Source organism: Nocardiopsis sp. TRM 82005, from assembly GCF_056312425.1.
The window spans coordinates 106887-126601 of the sequence record NZ_JBWDTQ010000022.1; the positions used below are offsets into that span (position 1 = coordinate 106887).

General features: G+C 70.2%; 15 protein-coding genes. 14 read left to right on the forward strand and 1 reads right to left on the reverse strand.

Going from position 1 to position 19715, the window contains the following annotated elements; all coding sequences use genetic code 11:
* Window positions 1-145: 145 nt before the first annotated feature.
* The 3 genes from aspS to AC0T5L_RS18345 all read left to right on the forward strand — a co-directional run bounded on the left by aspS (window position 146) and on the right by AC0T5L_RS18345 (window position 6149).
* On the forward strand, window positions 146-1918 hold the full coding sequence (aspS, locus tag AC0T5L_RS18335; RefSeq protein ID WP_476166682.1) for an aspartate--tRNA ligase: 1773 nt from the start codon (window positions 146-148) through the stop codon (window positions 1916-1918).
* Between the two features lie 907 nt (window positions 1919-2825).
* Window positions 2826-4781 (forward strand): SpoIIE family protein phosphatase, encoded by a 1956-nt coding sequence (locus AC0T5L_RS18340; protein ID WP_476166703.1) that lies wholly within the window; start codon window positions 2826-2828, stop codon window positions 4779-4781.
* A gap of 24 nt (window positions 4782-4805) precedes the next feature.
* Complete coding sequence (locus AC0T5L_RS18345) at window positions 4806-6149, forward strand: replication-associated recombination protein A (protein ID WP_476166681.1); 1344 nt, start codon at window positions 4806-4808, stop codon at window positions 6147-6149.
* 70 nt (window positions 6150-6219) lie between these two features.
* On the opposite strand, the gene AC0T5L_RS18350 is transcribed toward AC0T5L_RS18345, so the two are convergent.
* The gene (locus tag AC0T5L_RS18350) at window positions 6220-7812 is read right to left on the reverse strand and encodes a serine/threonine protein kinase (protein ID WP_476166680.1); all 1593 of its coding nucleotides are present in this window, start codon (window positions 7810-7812) and stop codon (window positions 6220-6222) included.
* Between the two features lie 337 nt (window positions 7813-8149).
* Between AC0T5L_RS18350 and AC0T5L_RS18355 the strand changes: the two genes are divergently transcribed.
* The 11 genes from AC0T5L_RS18355 (at window position 8150) to rpmI (ending at window position 19639) form a co-directional block, all read left to right on the forward strand.
* Entirely contained in the window at window positions 8150-8542 is a 393-nt protein-coding gene (locus AC0T5L_RS18355) for a DUF948 domain-containing protein (protein WP_476166679.1), read from the forward strand.
* Window positions 8539-8811 carry a hypothetical protein gene (locus AC0T5L_RS18360; RefSeq protein ID WP_476166678.1) on the forward strand — a complete coding sequence of 91 codons (273 nt, stop codon included), beginning with the start codon at window positions 8539-8541 and terminating at the stop codon, window positions 8809-8811. The genes AC0T5L_RS18355 and AC0T5L_RS18360 overlap by 4 nt, the downstream gene beginning before the upstream one ends.
* 118 nt (window positions 8812-8929) lie before the next feature.
* Window positions 8930-9577: a hypothetical protein gene (locus AC0T5L_RS18365; RefSeq protein ID WP_476166677.1), complete on the forward strand. Its 648-nt coding sequence runs from the start codon at window positions 8930-8932 to the stop codon at window positions 9575-9577.
* Window positions 9578-9922: 345 nt separating this feature from the next.
* Window positions 9923-10399, forward strand: a complete 477-nt coding sequence (locus tag AC0T5L_RS18370) for a hypothetical protein (RefSeq protein ID WP_476166676.1) — start codon at window positions 9923-9925, stop codon at window positions 10397-10399.
* 41 nt (window positions 10400-10440) lie between these two features.
* A complete protein-coding gene (locus AC0T5L_RS18375) occupies window positions 10441-10965 on the forward strand; it encodes a hypothetical protein (RefSeq protein WP_476166675.1) in 525 nt (174 codons plus the stop codon).
* 224 nt (window positions 10966-11189) lie between these two features.
* Window positions 11190-13856, forward strand: coding sequence for an alanine--tRNA ligase (gene alaS, locus AC0T5L_RS18380; protein WP_476166674.1), 2667 nt, complete (start codon window positions 11190-11192; stop codon window positions 13854-13856).
* Window positions 13857-14440: 584 nt separating this feature from the next.
* Window positions 14441-14929 carry a Holliday junction resolvase RuvX gene (ruvX, locus tag AC0T5L_RS18385; protein WP_476166673.1) on the forward strand — a complete coding sequence of 163 codons (489 nt, stop codon included), beginning with the start codon at window positions 14441-14443 and terminating at the stop codon, window positions 14927-14929.
* Window positions 14926-17409 (forward strand): endolytic transglycosylase MltG, encoded by a 2484-nt coding sequence (gene mltG / locus AC0T5L_RS18390; protein ID WP_476166672.1) that lies wholly within the window; start codon window positions 14926-14928, stop codon window positions 17407-17409. The genes ruvX and mltG overlap by 4 nt, the downstream gene beginning before the upstream one ends.
* A complete protein-coding gene (locus AC0T5L_RS18395) occupies window positions 17409-18269 on the forward strand; it encodes a shikimate dehydrogenase (protein ID WP_476166671.1) in 861 nt (286 codons plus the stop codon). Before mltG ends, AC0T5L_RS18395 begins: the two co-directional genes overlap by 1 nt.
* Window positions 18270-18702: 433 nt before the next feature.
* A complete protein-coding gene (gene infC / locus AC0T5L_RS18400; protein ID WP_274534038.1) occupies window positions 18703-19269 on the forward strand; it encodes a translation initiation factor IF-3 in 567 nt (188 codons plus the stop codon).
* A gap of 175 nt (window positions 19270-19444) precedes the next feature.
* Window positions 19445-19639, forward strand: coding sequence for a 50S ribosomal protein L35 (rpmI, locus tag AC0T5L_RS18405; RefSeq protein WP_476166670.1), 195 nt, complete (start codon window positions 19445-19447; stop codon window positions 19637-19639).
* The last annotated feature ends 76 nt before the right edge of the window (window positions 19640-19715 follow it).

Below are 19715 nucleotides of genomic sequence, written 5' to 3' on the forward strand. Positions count from 1 at the left end.
CAGCCGGTCCCGGCCCGGAGACGGGAGGCGGTGCTGGTGGTGGACGGTAGGATTCCAGGTGTTCAAGGGGCACTCTTTCAGCCGGTCCCAGTCAGGGCTCTCCGGCGCCTTCCCTCAGCCGTGTAGTTAGTGGACTTGGTAACTCATGCATCGTTACAGGACTCATACGTGTGGTCAGCTCCGCAAGGAGCACGTCGGACAGCAGGCGCGTCTCTCCGGCTGGGTGCACAACCGCCGGGATCTGGGCGGCCTGCTCTTCGTCGACCTGCGCGACCACTACGGCGTCACGCAGTTGACGGCACGCCCCGAGTCCCCGGTGTTCGAGCAGCTCAGCCGTGTCCCCAAGGAGACGGTCATCCAGGTCACGGGCGAGGTGTCGGCTCGCAGCGCTGAGAACGTCAACCCGAACCTGCCCACAGGCGAGGTCGAGGTCGACGCCACCGAGTTGGAGGTCCTCGGGACCACCGAGGAGCTCCCCCTCACGGTCTTCCCCGAGGACAACACCTCCGAGGAGCGCCGCCTCACCTACCGCTTCCTGGACCTGCGCCGCGAGCGGATGCACCGCAACGTCATGCTGCGTTCGCAGGTGGTGGCGTCCATCCGTCAGAAGATGACGGGCCTGGGCTTCAACGAGTTCCAGACGCCCATCCTCACCAGCTCCAGCCCCGAGGGCGCCCGTGACTTCCTGGTGCCCTCCCGGCTCCACCCCGGGCAGTTCTTCGCCCTGCCTCAGGCGCCGCAGCAGTTCAAGCAGCTTCTGATGATCGCCGGGTTCGACCGCTACTTCCAGATCGCGCCCTGCTTCCGAGACGAGGACAGCCGAGCCGACCGCTCGCCCGGCGAGTTCTACCAGCTCGACGTCGAGATGAGCTTCGTGGAGCAGGAGGACGTCTTCGAGGTCATCGAGAAGGTCATGACCGACGTCTTCCGGGAGTTCTCCGAGGGCTGGGAGATCACCTCCCCGTATCCGCGGATCGCCTACCGCGACGCCCTGGAGTGGTACGGGACCGACAAGCCCGACCTGCGCGTACCGATGAAGATGCTCGACGTCACCGCGCTGTTCGACAAGACCGACTTCCGCGCCTTCGCGGGTAAGAAGGTCCGTGCCCTGGCCGTTCCCGAGGTGCAGGACCAGCCGCGCAAGTTCTTCGACGGTATCGGCGACTTCGCCGTCGAGAACGGCGCCAAGGGCCTCGCCTGGCTGAAGGTCGGGGAGAACAACGAACTGACCGGGCCCATCGCCAAGTTCGTCACCGAGGTCAGCGACGAACTGCTCACCACCCTCGGTGCCGGTCCCGGCCACGGTCTGTTCTTCTGCGCGAGCGAGGACGACGCGGAGATCAACCGCATCATGGCGCCGGTGCGCGTCGAGGCCGGCAAGCGGGCCGGGCACTTCGAGGAGAAGGCGTACCGCTTCTGCTGGATCGTGGACTTCCCGATGTTCGAGCGCTCGGACGAGGGCACGATCGAGTTCAGCCACAACCCGTTCTCCATGCCTCAGGGCGGCCTGGAGGCGCTCCGGGAACAGGACCCCCTGGACATCCTCGCCTGGCAGTACGACATCGTCTGCAACGGTGTGGAGCTCTCCTCGGGCGCCATCCGTAACCACTCGCCCGAAATCATGTACGAGGCCTTCGAGATCGCCGGATACGACAAGGAGGCCGTGGAGGCCGAATTCGGCGGCATGCTCAAGGCCCTGAAGTTCGGTGCCCCGCCACACGGCGGCATCGCTCCCGGTATCGACCGGATCGTCATGCTTCTCGCGGACGAGCCCAACATCCGCGAGACCATCGCCTTCCCGTTGAACCAGAACGCGCAGGACCTGGTTATGGGCGCGCCCTCCACCGTCTCGGACAAGCAGCTGCGTGATGTCCACATTCGTACGGTCCTGCCCCCGGAGGACCAGAAGAAGAAGTAGGTCACGGATTCTGACGCCCTCGGGCAGGGCCGGAGCCGAGGAGCGGTCGAAGTAGGGCGCTGAGGAGCCTGGGGGCGGTGCGCGGAGTCGCGTGCCGCCCCTTCGTGTGCCGGAGGGGCGGTCAGCGCTTCCTGCCCCCGCACCAGCAGGTGCCGTCGCTGTCGTCGTTGTCCGTGCCGCACAGAGGGCACTTCCAGCCCCAGGCGGTGCCGCTGATTCCGAACTTTGTCACGGCACGCGTAAGTACCAGGTACATGGGCATGTCCTCTGGGATCGAAGGATTTCGCACTGCATGGTGCGTGCCCGGATTTATCTCGCTTTGAACCTGCCACATTCGGTCACACGGAGAAAACCGTCGACTATCGGGCGTTGACGGGTGCGAACGTGGCCGAACACGGCCGCGTCGCCCTGGTGCGGATGCGTTGAGAGCCGTCATCCCCTACCGTTGGGGGCGAATCACCCCTCTCGCACCGCGATGAGCATGTGCCTGGAGTGAACACAGCACATTCACGGGATTTCCCGTACGCGGTCGGAAGTGGTGGCGGAGTTCTTCTGCGCCATTGAGTCACACGAGCGTAACGATTCACACCCTGTGATCGGTCGGATGCGGCCGAGAGTGTGGAATTCGGCGCCAGCCCACCACACCGGAAAACCGTCACGCCCCGTGCCCGGCCGGGCCGTGCGGTAACCGGGTGGAACGGGCGCCGCCGTCCGCCCCGATCCGGTAACGCCCCAGCCTCGGACACCTAGAATGAGCCGGCCGGAACGTTTCAGGGGTGGCCGCGCCTGAGCGCGGGTGTGACGTCCGAGACGACATGAGGATGAGTCATACGTGAACGGAAAACGCGCTGTAGGTGATGGTTCCGAGAGCGCTCTCGCGGGAGCGTTCTCCCACGCCCCCGAGCCCATGGCGCTCGCCCGGACCGACGGCGCGATCCTGCACGCCAATCTGGCCTTCACCGAGCTCTTCGGCCTTGAGGAGGCCGACATCGCCGGCCGGGCGTGGTACGGCCTCCTCGACGGTGACGACGTCCAGCGCGGCGTCCGCGCCCACGACGACGCTCTCGCCGGGCACTGGGGCCGCCGTGCCCGCCTGCGCCTGAGCGTGGCCGAGAAGGCCGCCCACCTGGTGGAGGCCGAACTGCGCGTCCTGCCCCGGGACGACGAGGACGCCGACGGCGCGCGCGTGGTCGCACTGCTGCACGTGCTCTCCACCGAGGAGGCCGACCTGCGGGTCGTCGGCGAGCTGCGCACCGACAACTCCGACTCCGTCCTGTGGAGCCTGGACCTGGGCACCGGGCGCCTCCGCGAGCTCTTCGGACCCACGCCGCTCGGCGCCCTGCTGGCCGGGAACGACCGCGAGCTCGAACGCATCCTGGAGCGGGTCCACCCCGACGACATCGCCCGTGTCCGCGACGCCATGTCCGCCTCCTTCGCCGGACGCGACTACGAACAGCGCTTCCGCGTCTTCGACCGCCTCGGAGACGAGCGCTCCCTGCACGTACGCGCTCGCTACGTGCCCGGCGACCCTGACCGCCTGGTCGGCATCGTCGACGACGTCACCGAGCACGTCCAGCTCGTCCGCCGACTCGCCGACCGCCGCCGCACCGAGGCCGAGCACGGCCGCCTGGTCACCGAGCTGTCCTCCAAGCTCGTCTCGGCCACCACCGTCGACAAGGTCATGGACCTGCTCAGCGAGGAGTTCCTGCCGATCTTCGGCGGTGTGCAGGCCATCGCCCTCTACGTGGAGGGCGGGCTGCTACGCAGCTCTCCCAACGCCCGGGCCCAGGGCGGCAACCTCGACCGCATCGACGGCCGTCGCGCCGACGACACCGACTTCCCCATGGGCGCCGTCATCCAGGACCGCCAGCCGCGCTTCTTCGAGAGCCGCGCCGAAGTCATCAGCCGCTTCCCCGCCGCAGTCGAGCTCATGCGCCAGGTGCGCGGCCAGGCATGGGCCACGGTACCGATCTTCGGTGACGGCAAGGTCGCCCTCGGCGTCTGGCAGATGGTGTGGGACCGCCCCCACCACGCCAGCCGCGACGAGCGTGCCCTGATGCTCACCTTCGCCGGGCTCGCCGGACAGGCCCTGCAACGGATCAAGGCCCAGCAGGCCGAACTGGAGCTGGCCGACGCCGTGCAGCGCCGCATGCTGCCCCGCCAGGTGCCCTGCTTCTCCGACATGGACATCGCCACCAAGTACCTGCCCTCCCGGGCGGACTGGCGCATCTGCGGCGACTTCTACGACGTCATCGAGCTGCCCGAGAACAAGGTCGGCCTCCTGGTCGGCGACGTGCAGGGACACGGAGTGGAGGCGGCCGCCGCCATGGGCCAGATACGCGTGGCCTTTCGTGCCTACGCCTCCAACCAGTCCGACCCCGGTGTGGTCCTGGGCGAGACCAACCGCCTGCTCACCGAGACCGGTGAGATCGTCTTCGCCACCTGCGCCTACCTCGTCGTGGACCGCGAGAGCGGTGTCATGCAGGCCGCATGGGCCGGGCAGCCGCCGGCAGTGCTGGCCTCCAAGGGCAGCTACGAGATCTGGGAGCCCGAGACCGGCCCGCCGCTGGGCGTGCTCCCCGACACCGAGTACCCCGTCACCACGCGCATGCTCACGCCCGGCGTCTCCCTGCTGCTGTGCTCAGACGGGCTCGTGGAGAGCTCGGAGGTGCCCATGAACGACGGACTCGCCCAGGTCGGAGCGACTCTGGCCGAGCACTACGAGACCCCCGAGACCGCCGCACACGTCCTGGCCGAGATGGCTCCCGCCGGGCGCGGCGACGACATCGCCCTGCTGGTTACCCGCATGACCCCTTCCGCCGAGTTCGCGCGCGGCCGGACCGCGGTGGCGTCGGAGGCCTGACCGTTCCGGGGCTACCCTGGGGGCGTGCACGAAACGCTGTTCGACGACGCAGGAGCCGAGGCCGCCCGAGGGCAGGAGCCGCTTGCCGTGCGTATGCGCCCCCGGACCCTGGACGAGGTCATGGGCCAGCGCCACCTGTTGGGCCGGGGCAGCCCGCTGCGGCGCCTGGTCGAGGACGACGCGCCCATGTCCATCTTCCTGTGGGGCCCGCCCGGCACCGGGAAGACCACCCTGGCCATGGTGGTCAGCCGTGTCACCAGGCGCCGCTTCGTGGAGCTGTCGGCGGTCAACGCCGGGGTCAGGGACGTACGCGCCGTCGTCGACGACGCCCGGCGGCGCATGGGCATGCACGGCACCCGCACCCTGCTCTTCGTCGACGAGGTGCACCGCTTCAACAAGACCCAGCAGGACGCGCTGCTGCCCGCGGTGGAGAACCGCTGGGTCAGTTTCATCGGAGCCACCACCGAGAACCCCTTCTTCTCCGTGGTCAGCCCGCTGCTGTCCCGCTCGCTGCTGCTGTCCCTGGAGTCCCTGGAAGAGGACGACGTCCGCGCCCTCGTGGACCGGACCCTGACCGACGAGCGCGGGCTGGACGGCCGCTACACGCTCTCGAAGGACGGTGCCGACCATCTCGTGCGCCTGGCGGGCGGCGACGGCCGTCGCTCCCTGACCTACCTGGAGGCTGCCGCCCTCGTCGCCGGATCTCCCTCCGAGGAGCCGGTCACCATCACCGCCGAGCACGTCGAGCGCGCCGTTGACCGGCATGCCGTCCGCTACGACCGCTCCGGGGACCAGCACTACGACGTCGTCAGCGCTTTCATCAAGAGCATGCGCGGTTCTGACCCCGACGCCGCCCTGCACTACCTCGCCCGCATGATCGAGGCGGGGGAGGACCCCCGCTTCATCGCCCGCCGTATCGTCGTGCACGCCAGCGAGGACGTGGGCATGGCCGACCCCACCGCTTTGCAGACTGCCGTGGCCGCCGCCCAGACCGTCGACCTCATCGGCATGCCCGAGGCCCGTATCAACCTCGCCCAGGCCGTCATCCACATCAGCCTGGCCCCCAAGTCCAACGCCGTGATCACCGCCATCGACGCCGCCTCGGCGGATGTGCGGGCGGGCATGGCCGGACCCGTCCCCGCCCATCTGCGCGACGGCCACTACAAGGGCGCCGCCGATCTCGGCCACGGGAAGGGCTACCGCTACGCCCACGACTTCCCCGGCGGTGTCGCTCCCCAACAGCACGCCCCCGAGGGCCTCACCGACCGCGAGTACTACCGTCCCACCCAGCACGGTGCCGAGCGGCGTTTCGGCGAGGTCCTCCAGCGCATCAAGGGCGTCCTCCGGGGCGGTGGCCAGCGCGGCTGAGGGCCGGGGCGACGAGGGGGAGACGGGCCCGTAGGGCCGCTCCCCCTCGAAAGCACCCAGGAGGAGCCCCCTAGTCGGTGAACAGCTCGGTGACCTGCACGACCTCGCGGGGGTCCCCGTCCTCTCCGGAGTCCTCGGAGAAGGTCACCTCCACGATCACCACCGGCCCCCACGACAGGTAGTCGACGAAGTCGCTTCCGGTCAGCTCCCAGGTGCCGCGACCCTCCGCGTCGAGGAACACGTGGTCGGGCGCGGCGCAGAACTTCGCGCAGAGCACCTCGGCGTCGGGGGCTATGACCGCCTCGGCTGGCTCACCGGCCTCGTCCCACTGTTCGGCCCAAGCGGTGTGGCTGGGCACCCCCCGTCCGCGGATCGGCTCGTCGTCGCGGTCGACGGGGGTGTACACCCACGGCCCCGACTCGGGGGACTCCTGGTCGGCGGGGTCGAACCGCACCACCAGTGTCAGCGGATCCTCCTCGGCGGAGGGGCTTTCCTCGGCGACCTCCTCCTCGGCGGCGTCGGAGGCCAGGGCCTCGTCATCGTCGGGCCCGAACAGCTGGGAGAGCCCCCAGACTCCGGCGCCGATGAGCCCGAGGGCGAGCGCCACGCTCCCCGCCAGGAACAGCGCACGGGTGGGGCGACGGTTGGACATGCGCCCCTCCAGGCGGATGACCTGGGGCACGCGCGCGGGTGGTTCCACGGCGTGCCACTCGCGCTCCAGGATGAGCGACAGTTCGCCACGGTCGGGGGAACCGGCCCCGGTGGTGTCCCCGGCCGGGGACACCGCGCGGTCCTGGGCGCTCCCGGCGTTCTCCGCCTGCCACATCGCGATGACCGCGCCGATCACCTCGCGCAGGCTGGGGCGGCGGTCGGGGTCGGGGTCCAGGGCGCGCCCGACCACGTGCCTCAGCCCCTTGGCCAGCGAGTCCAGGTCGAAGGAACCCCGCGCGGCGCGCTCGGCGATCTCCTCGGGGTCGCCGGGGCCGAAGGGCAGGCGTCCCGTTCCGGCGAAGGCGACGACGGCGCCCCAGGCGAACACGTCGGCGGCGGGTGTGGCCGCCCCGCCCCCGAACCGTTCGGGGCTCAGCCAGGTGGCGCCCGATCCGCGCAACCGCTCCGCGGAGGCTGCGACCGCGCACTCCATGATGTGCGGCCCGTGCGACTCCAGCAGGACATCGCCGGGACGCAGAGAGCCGTGTGCCACCCCGCGTGTGTGCAGCGCGGACAGGCCTTCGGCCAGGCCGGTGGCCAGGGCGATGAGTTTCCCGGTGCCCAGCCCGCCGCGCTTGGTGACGTAGTGCGACAGGCGCTCGCCCGCCAGGTAGGGCATGGACAACCAGGGCGGGTTGGCGTCGCTGTCGAAGGCCAGGGGGACGACCACGCGTCGGGGGTCGACGTTGGACAGGGCGCGCAGGCGCTGTTCCAGGGCGGGATAGACGTCGGGGGAATCCAGTTCGGGGGAGGTGAGTACCTTCACGGCGACCAGGCGGTCGCCCGCGCTGGCGGGCGCGGTGTCCACGGCGGCGTAGACGGTGCCGGTGGCTCCCTGGCCCAGACGTCCGAGGACGAGGTAGGGGCCGATCCGCGAGGGGTCGTCCGGATAGAGGGGTGCCAGGTCCGGCGGTACCAGTACGGAGATCTCTCGGGGAGAACGAGGGCTCATGGGTGTCCTGTCGGTGCTTCAGGGGCCGGTGGGCGGCTGAGTGTCCGGACATCGTAGTGAAGATCCCGCTTCGTAGTGATTCTCCTTCAGAGCAGGCCGTTCGTCGATCCCGAGTCCTCCACCGACCGCACAGTGCGAACAGTCGACTGGTGCGTGACCCGTGACACTTTCGGCTCCGCCGTGGCGTGTCCGCACGACCGGCGGCAGGACACGATAGGGTCAGCCGAAATCGGCTCGACCCGCGTACCACGGGGAGCCCGGTCGTCCCTCAGGCCCGGCGCGTGCGCGAGGTCGTCCGCACCCTCTAAGTAACCCTCTATCTGCCCACGGAGCCCGCATGCTGACCGGAGGAGAGGTCGCCGCGCTCGTCGCCGCGGTGGTCTGGGCGGTGCTGGCCACGTTCATGTGCGTGGCGCTCGTCAAACTGATCAAGCTCATCAACGAGACGACCAAGGTCGTTTCGGAACTGGGGGACCGCACCCCGCCGCTCATGGACGACGTCGCGTCCACGGTGGAACGCACCAACACCTCGCTCGAACGCGTCGAGGAGATCACCGCCAACGTCCAGGCCAGCTCTGAGGACGTCTCCACGGTGACCGCGCTGACCCGGTCGGTCCTCACCGGTCCGCTGGTGAAGGTGGCGTCGCTGTCCTACGGTGTGCGCCGCGTGCTCGGCCAGCGCAAGGCCCTGGCGGTGGTGCGGAGCCGCAAACGGAGGGCGAACCGGTGATCGGCAGGCTGTTCTATCTCGCGGCGGGGGCCGCCATCGGCGGTTACGCGGTCCACCGGGTGAACCGGGCCAGGCGTGCACTGACACCCGGGGGTATCGCCGACCGCGTGGAGGGCCAGGTCAGCGAGTACCGGGGTGCCCTGCGCGAACTCAACGAGGACCTGTCCCGGGCGGTGTACGAGCAGGAGGAGGAACTCCTGCGCCAGTACGCCCCGAAGGGCCGACGGTCCCTCCCCGAGGGCGACGGGCGGCCTCCGGAGCTGTCCTGAGGGCTCCGGAGGCCGCTGCCGTACGGGGCTGCGGCGTCATGGTGCTTTTCGCGGCAGCTGGGTAGGGGCGCCCGTAGAACCGACATAGGACCGTTCCCCAACTAATGGAGGTCGCCCCGTGTATCCGCAACAGCCTTCGGAGGATCCGAACAAGGGCGGACAGCGCTCCGGGGGTCAGTACCCCGGTGCCCCGCACGCCGGTGACCCCTACGCCGGGGGTCAGTACCCAGAAGGCCAGTCCCCACAGGACCCGGCGCAGTACGGCGGCTACCCGCCACCCGCCCCGGGGGCACCGGGCGCGGGTCCGGCCAAGATGCCCGGCGCGGCCATCGCCGTGCGGGTGCTGATGTTCATCGGCGGCGCCTGCGGCCTGCTGTTCGGCGGGCTGATGTGGATCGCCGCCGCGATGGCCGCCAGCGGCGGCCAGGTCGGTGAGGAGATGCGGCGCGCGATGCAGGAGGCGGGCCTACCGCTGTCCGGTGCCGAGGCCGGGGTGTTCTTCGGTGTCATGGGCGCGATCCCGTTCGTCTACGGGGTCGTGTCCATCGTGCTGGCCTCGCTCATGGGCCGCCGCAGCCCCGCCATCCTGTGGGCGGTCGTGGCCTTCCAGGGCCTGGCGGCGCTGATCCTGGTGATCAACCTGTTCACCGGCGGCCTCGCCGCGGTGATCCCGCTGGCCTTCACGGTGGCCATGATCGTGCTCATGCTTCTGGAGGGCACGCGTGCCTACTACACACGCCCCTCAACGGACGCCTACGGCTACTGATATCTCCTGGGCCCGTTGTGGCAGCGAGAGGGGGCCGGGTCGCACACTGACCGGCCCCCTCTCCGTGTCCGTGACTTTGCCCCACCTGCCCGTTTCGTGTTCTTTCGGAACCCCTCTGTAGGGTCGTGGCGCTGACACGATGGGTTACGGAAAGGCCGAAAAGTGAACCCAGCCCCCCGTCCCCAACAGTTCTCCGGTTCTCCGGAGCAGCCGCGGGGAGCGCCGTACGGGTACGGCGGCCAGTCGCCGCCACAAGCACACGGCCACCCGCCGGGACATGCCCTCCCCGGATATCCGGCCGCCCCACACCAGCACCCCCGGTATCCGTACGCGCCGCGCCCGCCGATGCCCGGCCAGGTGATCGTGGCGGTCGTCATGATGGGCCTCGGTGCCCTCCTCGGATTCGGCTTCACCCTGTTGTACGGGGCCGTGGCCCTCATCGCCGCGCTCAACGACGAGGCCAGGCAGGATTTCTTCAACGACGTCGCCGGCGCCGCGACCCCCGGGGCGATGGTCGTGCACACGACCCTCTTCGCCCTCATGGGACTGACCTACACCGTCGCCTCGATCACCATGGCCATCCGTGCGGGACGGCGCACACCGGCCACGCCCCGGGCGATCGCGGCCCTGCACCTCCTGGCCTCCCTCAGCCTGCCGCTGAGCGGATGGACCTCCTTCACCGGCGACGTCTCCACCGTGGTCCTCACGGGCGTCACGGGCCTGTACGGCGCGGTGGTCTGCCTGCTCGCCATGACGGGCCCGGCCCGCGCCTACTACCGGCCCCGAGACCGCCCGTCCACACCCCTCCACGATTCTCAGTAGAGTCCTGGCGTCATCCCCAACACGACCCCGAAAGGATCCCGGTGCACCCCTCACCGCAGCCCGGCCCCCACCAGCCCTTCCCAGGCCAGGCCCCGGCCGGTTACGGCTTCCCCGGGCAGATGCCTCCGCCTCCCATGGCCCCACCCGTACCGGTCGCCATGCCGGGCCAGGCCGTCACCGTCCGGGTGCTCATGTTCATCGGTGGCCCCCTCGGCATCCTCCTGGGCGTCCTCATCGGTGCCATCGCCCTGCTGGGCTTCGGCGTCGGAGAGATGCTCGGAGACGAGGACCCTGAAGGGTCCTTCGGCTTCCTGGCGGCCTTCACGGGAGCCATCGCCCTGATCCCCCTGGTCTACGGTGTCGCCTCCACGACCCTGGCCGCCCTCATGGGCCGCCGTAAGCAGGGCCTGTTCTGGGGCGTCGTCGCCTTCCACGGCGTCGCGTCCCTGATCCTGCTCCTCATGGTCGTCCTCGGCGACTACCTCTCCCTGATCCCGCTGGCTTTCGCCGCGCTGATGATCGGCCTGATGTTCACGCCCAGGGTCCGCGAGTTCTACCTGGCGTAGCCACGTCCTCCCGGGGCCCGCCAGTGGTCAGCGGCGATAGCCTTGGAACAAACCAGGCCGCCGACGCTGTCCAAGGGACGGGGCCCCGGCGGCCACCCGTAAACCACGCGCGCTGGCGCGGCGGCCCCCTCTACGATGGGCCCCTACCGACCACGCGTGACAACGGTCCCACGCTGGGACAGACACGTCGCCCCGGGCGGCGGAGCAAGCACAGGAGGGCATCAATGGAGACGGCAGAAATCGCGCGCCGCTTCCTCAGTTTCTTCGAGAAGAACGGACACACCGTGGTGCCCTCGGCAAGCCTCATCGCCGAGGACCCCACGCTGCTGCTGGTGCCCGCGGGCATGGTTCCGTTCAAGCCCTACTTCCTGGGCCAGCGCACGCCTTCCTACGACACCGCGACCAGCGTCCAGAAGTGCATCCGCACCAAGGACATCGAGGAGGTCGGCAAGACCTCCCGGCACGCGACGTTCTTCCAGATGCTCGGCAACTTCTCCTTCGGCGCCTACTTCAAGGAGCAGGCGATCCCGCTGGCGTGGGAACTGGTCACCACCCCTGTAGGCGAGGGCGGTTTCGGCATCGACCCCGACAAGCTGTGGGTGACCGTCTACCTCGACGACGAGGAAGCCGAGACGATCTGGCGTGACAAGGTCGGGGTCCGGCCCGAGCGCATTCAGCGCATGGGCATGGAGGAGAACTACTGGGACATGGGCGTGCCCGGCCCCTGCGGTCCCTGCTCGGAGATCTTCTACGACCGCGGCCCCGAGTACGGGGTCGAGGGCGGGCCCGAGGCGGACGAGAACCGCTACATCGAGATCTGGAACCTCGTCTTCATGCAGTACGAGCGGGGTGAGGGCAGCGGCAAGGACTACCCGATCCTCGGCGACCTGCCCAAGAAGAACATCGATACCGGACTGGGCCTCGAGCGCCTCGCGGCGGTCCTACAGGGCGTCGACAACATCTACGAAACCGACATCATCGGCCGCGTCCTGCACCGTGCCGCCGAGTTGGCCGGTACCCGTTACGGCGACAGCGCGGAGCAGGACGTCATGCTCCGCGTGGTCGCCGACCACGTGCGCAGTGCCGTCATGCTCGTCGGTGACGGCGTCAAGCCCGGAAACGAGAAGGCCGGGTACGTCCTGCGCCGCATCCTGCGCCGCTCCATCCGCAACCTGCGCCTGCTGTCGGGCACCGACACCGCCTTCCTGCACGAGCTGACCGAGGTCAGCATCGACGCCATGAAGGACATCTACCCCGACCTGCTGGACAAGGCCGACGTCATCCACGGTGTGATCGACACCGAGGAGAAGAACTTCGCCGACACCCTGCGCGCGGGCACCGCGCTGTTCGGCCGCGCGGCCGAACGCACCCGTGCCGCGGGCGGCACCGTCTTCTCCGGTTCGGACGCCTTCCAGCTGCACGACACCTACGGCTTCCCCATCGACCTGACCCTGGAGATGGCGTCCGAACAGGGTCTGTCCGTGGACGAGGGCGCCTTCCGCGAGCTCATGCAGCGCCAGAAGGACACCGCCAAGGCCGACGCCAAGGCCAAGAAGCTCGGCAACGCCGACATCTCCCTGTACTCGCAGCTGCTGGAGGGCGCCGGGTCGACCGACTTCCTCGGCTACACCGATGCCGAGAGCGAGTCGCACGTCAAGGGCATCGTCGTCGACGGCGCCTCCTCGCCCGTGGCCCGCGCGGGGGAGAGGGTCGAGATCATCCTGGACCGTACCCCGTTCTACGCCGAGAGCGGTGGCCAGCTCGCCGACACAGGCACGCTGACCGTGGACGGCCGCGGCGTCGTGGACGTGGAGGACGTACAGAAGCCGCTGCCCGGCCTGTTCGTGCACCGGGGCGCCGTCCGCTCGGGCGAGGTGGTCCTGGACGACACCGTGCACGCCACCATCGACACCGGCCGCCGTCACGCCATCGAGCGCTCGCACTCCGCCACCCACCTCATCCACTCGGCGCTGCGCAACTCCCTGGGCCCGTCGGCGGGCCAGGCTGGTTCGGAGAACCGCCCCGGCCAGCTGCGGTTCGACTTCACCGCGGACAACGCGTTGGGCGGCGCGCGCCTGGCCGAGGTAGAGGAGGAGGTCAACACCGTCCTGGCTGGTGACATCCCGGTCCAGACCGAGGAGAAGAACCTGGACGAGGCGCTCAGCATGGGCGCCCTGGCCATGTTCGGTGAGAAGTACGGTGACCGCGTGCGCGTCGTGGAGATGAGCGACTACTCCGTCGAGCTGTGCGGCGGCACCCACGTGCCCTCCACCGCCAGGCTGGGCATCGTCAAGCTCCTGGGCGAGTCCTCCATCGGCTCGGGCGTGCGCCGTGTGGAAGCGGCCGTGGGCGTGGACGCGTTCAGGCGCCTGTCCAAGGAGTCCGCGCTGGTCGGTCAGCTCTCCGAGCAGCTCAAGACCCCGCGCGAGGAGTTGCCCGAGCGGATCGACACCATGGTCTCCCGGCTGCGCACCGCGGAGAAGGAGATCGAGAAGCTGCGCGCCGCGCAGGTGCTCCAGGCGGCCGGCTCGATCGCCGAGGGGGCTCGCCGCCACGGTTCCGCGCTGGTCGTGGCCACCCCGGCGCCGGAGGGCGCCAGCGGCGACGACCTGCGCAAGCTGGTGCTGGACGTGCGCGGCCGTCTCGGCGAGAACGAGCCCGTGGTCGTGGCGATGACCGCCGTGCCCAAGGACCGCCCGGTCGTGGTGATCGCGGCGAACAAGGCCGCGCAGAAGGCCGGGATCAAGGCGGGCGAGCTGGTGGGTATCGCGGCCCGTGCGCTCGGCGGCGGTGGCGGCGGCAAGCCCGACATCGCCCAGGGCGGTGGCAGCGACGCTGGAAAGGTCGACGAGGCACTGCGTGCCGTCGAGGAGCGTGTGGCCAGGGACTAGGGAGTGTGTCTACGGGCGTGTGCGGAGACCGCCTACAGCGGTTTCGCACACGCCCGACGTGCGTCGCCCCCGTCGTAGCCAGCACGGCGCTGAATCGACGCACGGGCGTACGGCGAATCTGTAGTGTCGCGGTCTGTGACGATGTGGAGAATTCCGACACGCTCGGGCACCGCCGTTTCAGCAGGGCCGGAGCCCACCGCCGCAGGGGGTGGCGCCCCCGGGAGTCCGGTACGCCATGGCCGCACGTGCACCCGTCCGCGCCGGAGCGGCGCCGGAGCGGCGCCGGAGTGACTTACACTCAAACGGAACGCGTTCGATCCGGACCCCGCCGGTGCGGCCCCGTACGAGGAGACCGACGCGGACCGCGGACCAGTACCGCGACCGTCGGCGTCGAGGCTGCGCACCGTCATCGAATCGGGCATACTGTGGCGCGTCACAGCCGATCACACGGCTGTCTGTGCGGACTCTCCCGCGATCCAGCTGACGAACAGGACCACCGTGTTGAGGATTTTCCAGCCGCGGTGCTGTGCCGACAACGGTACGGCCCGCCCGCACACCATCCCCGGGGCCGGGGAGAGGTCCTCTTGAGGAACGGTGTGCGCCTGGCTGTGGACCCTGGCAACGCCCGTATCGGGGTCGCTGCCAGCGACCCCAGCGGCATGCTCGCCAGCCCGGTCGAGACCGTTCCGCGCGGCAAGGGCGACATGCAGCGAATCGCCCTGCTGGTCCTGGAACGGGAGGCGCGGGAGATCGTTGTGGGCTACCCTGCCTCACTGTCAGGCAAGGAGGGCCCGGCGGCCCGGTCCGCCAGGGAGTTCGCGAACGCGCTCGCCGCGCTCCTGCACCCCGTTCCCGTCCGACTGGTCGACGAACGCCTCACCACGGTGACCGCCCAGGGCCAACTGCTCTCCGGGGCTTCCTTCGCCAAGAAGGGCGCCAAGGGCGGGCGGGCCCGCAGGTCGGTCATCGACCAGGCCGCCGCCACCGTGCTCCTCCAGAGTGCCTTGGACCAGGAACGGTCAACAGGCCATCCCCCGGGCGAGATCGTCCGCTCCAGCCAGGGAGAAGAATGAACGACAGGGATGATTACCCCGACAATCCCTATCGTGGGCACCCCGACCGCGAGCGCGGTTACGACTACGACCCGCTCAGCGACCCCATGCCCGCGCAGCCGCCCCCACGTGGCCGCAGGGCGCGTCCCGAGTCCGCAGCCTGGAACGACACCCCCGGAGCGGGTGAGTTCCAAAGCAGCGGCCCGGACACCGGAGGGGGCCGCACGCCCCGGTACGCCAGCGGAGGGGGAGAGTACGACCCGCTGGGCCCAGATGCCCAGCCGCCCGGGCGCCGACGCCGCCCGGAGCCGCCCGTGGAGGGCCCCGGCGTCCCGCCTCGGCGCGTCGGGGCCGCCGACGCCCTGCGTGGAAGCCGTGCCGCCCGCTCCGGGACTTCCCACCCCCAGGGCACGGAAGAACCCCGGCCGCACGATCCCGCGCCGCCCCGGCGCACCGCCGGCGACCCGACCCAGGACGCCCTTGCCGCCCTGGCCAACCTGGGTGAGAGCGCCGCACCGTCCCAGCCAGTCGAGAGCGCTCCGCAGCCGCCCCCCGGAGCCGAGGAGCCGCCCCGGCGCAGCCGCCGCACCCGCTCCGAACCCGAGCCCGGGCCCCGTCGCGGGGCCGGCGGGGACGAGGACGTTCCCACGGGCCGTCGTGGCCGCCGCAAGCGCGGCAGGCGCGCGGAGGAGCCTGCCGGAGGCTTCCTGGACGACGTCCCCGAGGAGGACGGCGCCTTCGGCGCCGGCGCCCCCGCGGACACGGGAGCCTTCCGTGAGGAGGAGCCCCGGAGCCGTCGCGGCGGTCGTCGTAGACGCGGCATCCCGGTGGACGACGTGCCAGCCGGGGGCGCGGCCCCGCCCCCGCCCCCGGACGAGCAGCCCGAGGGCCGTCGTGGCCGCCGCAAGCGCGGCAGGCGCGCGGAGGAGTCCTTCGGCGGTTTCCTGGACGATGCCCCGGAGGACAGCGGGTTCTTCGACTCGGGGAGCTTTCCCGGTGTGAGCAGCTCCGCCGACACCGGTGCGTTCGCCGCGGTCAGCGAGCCCCCGGGTCGCCGCTCCCGTCGTAAGCGCGCCGACAGCGGAGACCGTGCCGACGAGGTCTCCGCCGACACCGGTGGCGACCCTGACACGGGTGCGTTCGCTGGGGACGTTCCTGAGGAGGCGCCTGAGCCGCGTGGTCGCCGTGCCCGCCGCAGGCGTGCGGCCGCGGCCGAGGACGAGCCCCGGAGCCGCCGCGGCAGCCGCCGCAGGCGAGGGCGGCGGGAAGAGCCGGAGGAGGAGCCGAAACCGGAGGAGGAGCCGGAGGAGGACGAGTACGAGTACGAGGAACCCGGACTCGCCGATATCGCCGAGGCCTACGGCGGCGGACGCAGCAGCCGTAGGAAGGCCAAGGAGCTCAAGCGGCGGGCACGCGCCAACGCGGGCAGGGGCGGCAGGAAGCGCCGCCGCAAGAGCAAGGGCATGATGATCCTGCTGGCCCTGGTCCTCGTCCTCGTGATCGCGGGCGGCGGCTACGGCGTCATGCGCACCTACGTCTTCCCGGCCGACTTCGAGGGCCAGGGCAGTGGTGAGGTCGTCTTCGTCATCGAGGAGGGCCAGAGCGGCACCGCCATCGCCGACAACCTCGCCGACGAAGGGGTCGTGGCCAGCGTGCGCGCGTTCACCAACGCCCTGGACGCCGTCCCGGAGGAGGAGCGCGGTGACGGGCTCGTCCCCGGCACCTACTCCCTGGCACAGGAGATGAGCGGCGAGGCCGCCGTGGCCGCGCTGCTCGACGCCGACAACCGGCTCGGCGGGCAGGTCCGCATCCGTGAGGGGCTGCGCTCGGAGGAGGTCCTCGAAGAGATCGCCGAATCCACCGACCTGACGGTGGAGGAGCTGGACGAGGCCTACGCCCGGACCGACGAGCTCGGCCTGCCCGGTTACGCCACCGAGGGTCCCGCGGGCTACCTGTTCCCGGCCACCTACCGGTTCGATCCGGGTACCGAGGCACTGTCGGTCCTCAAGACCATGGTGACCAAGCACCAGCAGGTCGCCGATGAGATCAGCCTGGAGGACCGGGCCGCCGATCTCGGCTACGACGCCAACGAGATCATGGCGATCGCCTCCATCATCCAAGCCGAGAGCGGTAAGCCCGAGGACATGCCGAAGGTCTCCCGGGTGATCCACAACCGCATGGACATCGACATGGCCCTGCAGATGGACAGCACCTGCTTCTACGCCATCGGCGAGTACGGCATCGCGCTCAACGACGATCAGCGCGAGAGGTGCAACCAGGACACCAGCGGGTTCGACACCTACCACAAGCCCGGGCTCATCCCAGGCCCCTTCGTCGCACCCGGGCAGGAGGCCATGGAGGCGGCCCTGGACCCGGCCGAGGGCGACTGGCTGTACTTCGTCGCCACCGACCCGGAGAACGGTGTCACCGAGTTCACCGGGGACCACGAGGAGTTCAAGCGGCTCAAGGAGGAGTTCGAGGAAAACTGGTTGGGGGATTAGTGCGCACCGCAGTGCTGGGCTCTCCCGTGGCCCACTCGCTCTCACCGGTTCTGCACACCGCCGCCTACACGGCGATGGGGCTGACGGACTGGTCGTACGGCAAGTACGAGTGCGGTGAGGAGGACCTCGCGTCCTTCCTCGCCGGGCTCGGTGGCGAGTGGGCCGGGTTCTCCCTGACCATGCCGCTCAAACGCCGTGCCCTGGAACTGGCCGACACGGTTACCGATCTGGCCCGGCAGGTGGGCGGCGCCAACACCTTCTTCCGGCGCAACGGAGCGTGGGAGGCCGCCAACACCGACGTCCCGGGGATCGCCGCTGCCTTGGCGGAGGCCGGGGTGACCACTCCGCGCGACGCGGTCGTTCTGGGCGCCGGGGCCACCGCGGCCTCCGCCCTCGCCGCGCTGCGCCAGCTCGGCCTGACCTCGCCGGTCACCGTGCTGGCCCGTGACACCAACCGCACAGGGGAGGTGACCGCCGCCGCCCGGCGGCTCGGCCACCCGATCAGGATCGCACCGCTCTCGGAGCTGGACGAGTACCTGGACGTGGACCTGGTGGTCTCCTCCCTGCCCTCGGGCGCGGCCGACCACCACGCCGACCAGCTCGCCGCCTCGGGCGCCGACCTGTTCGACGTCGTCTACTCGCCCTGGCCGACCCGCGCCGCCATGGCCGTCGCCGCGGGGGGCGGCCGTGTGGTCGGCGGTTTTCCGATGCTGCTCCACCAGGCCGTCGGGCAGGTCCGACTGATGACGGGGGTCGAGGACGTTCCGGTGGAGGCCATGCGCGAGGCGGGCAGCGCGGAGCTGGACCGCCGTTCCGTGTCCGTCGGGGCGGGCCGGCCCCCCGGCGCGCCTGGTGGCTGACCAGCGCGGCCGGACGGGGTCCGCCCTGCTTCCGCCGAAGCGGTGGGCCGAGCATGGGCCGACCCCTGGTATGATGAGGTATCGACTTGTTCCGGTGTGTTTCACACCGGAGCCGCAAGTGGAGGTGATCCTCCCACCTGCCGGGCACAGCTCGTGTAGGTCCGGTCCGGCGATCGAGCGCGCCAAGCTCTGTTGGCCGGGTGCCCGTGTCCGGGGTGCCTGGTGTGCGTGCCCGCTCCTCGCCGGGAATAACCGATTGGATCGCCCCGCTTGCAAACGCTGGCGGGGTTTCGCTGTATGTGGACCCCGACGAGGCCGAGCGCCCGACGGACGAGGGTGGCCCGGCCCGCAGGGCCGCCCACCGTCTGGCGGACGGCCGATTCCAGGTAATCCGAGAAAGCTAGGGAGGGGTCCCATCAGCGCCGAGCCCCGCATCAATGACCGCATCCGGGTGCCCGAGGTCCGTCTCGTCGGACCCAACGGTGAGCAGGTCGGAATCGTCTCCGTGCAGGACGCACTGCGTCTGGCGCAGGAGTCCGACCTCGACCTCGTCGAGGTCGCTCCGACCGCGCGCCCGCCGGTCGCCAAGCTGATGGACTACGGCAAGTTCAAGTACGAGTCCGCGGTCAAGGCCCGTGAGTCGCGCAAGAACCAGTCGAACACGATCATCAAGGAGATCAAGCTCCGCCCGAAGATCGATCCGCACGACTACGAGACCAAGAAGGGTCACGTGGTGCGGTTCCTCAAGAGCGGGGACAAGGTCAAGGTGACGATCATGTTCCGCGGCCGTGAGCAGTCCCGGCCCGAACTGGGTCGCCGACTGCTGGCGCGGCTGGCCGAGGACGTCCAGGATCTTGGCACCGTGGAGTCGCAGCCCAAGCAGGACGGCCGCAACATGGTCATGGTGATCGGCCCGCACAAGCGGCGGTCCGACCACAAGGCCGAGGCCCGCGCGGCGGCGGAGGACAAGTCACGCCGCGAGCAGCGTTCGGGCGCCTAGCGACGGGAAGTCCCCACCGCCCGGTCGCCGGGGAGGCACCGGGTGGTGGGGTGGGCTGTGCCAGCACAGCCCGGATGCATCGCATCAGCGCGCAGGGGCCCCGCCAGAGCAGCGGAAGAACCGTGCCAGCCGTCCCAGGCGGGTGGCACGCCGACGGAGTAGGAGACGCGGCGACATGCCGAAGAACAAGACCCACAGTGGGGCCAAGGACCGCTTCAAGCTCACCGGCTCCGGCAAGATCATGCGCCGCCGTGCCAACAAGAACCACATCCTTGAGCACAAGACCTCCAAGCGCAAGCGCAAGCTGAGCAACGAGTCCGTGCTCTCTCCCGCGGACACCAAGAGCATGCGCAAGCTGCTCGGCAAGTAGCCCCGAGACTCTTCCCAGGAGCGCCCACGTGCCGGGCAGTCAGCACGGTGACGGCCCCAGGAAGGGAACCACACGA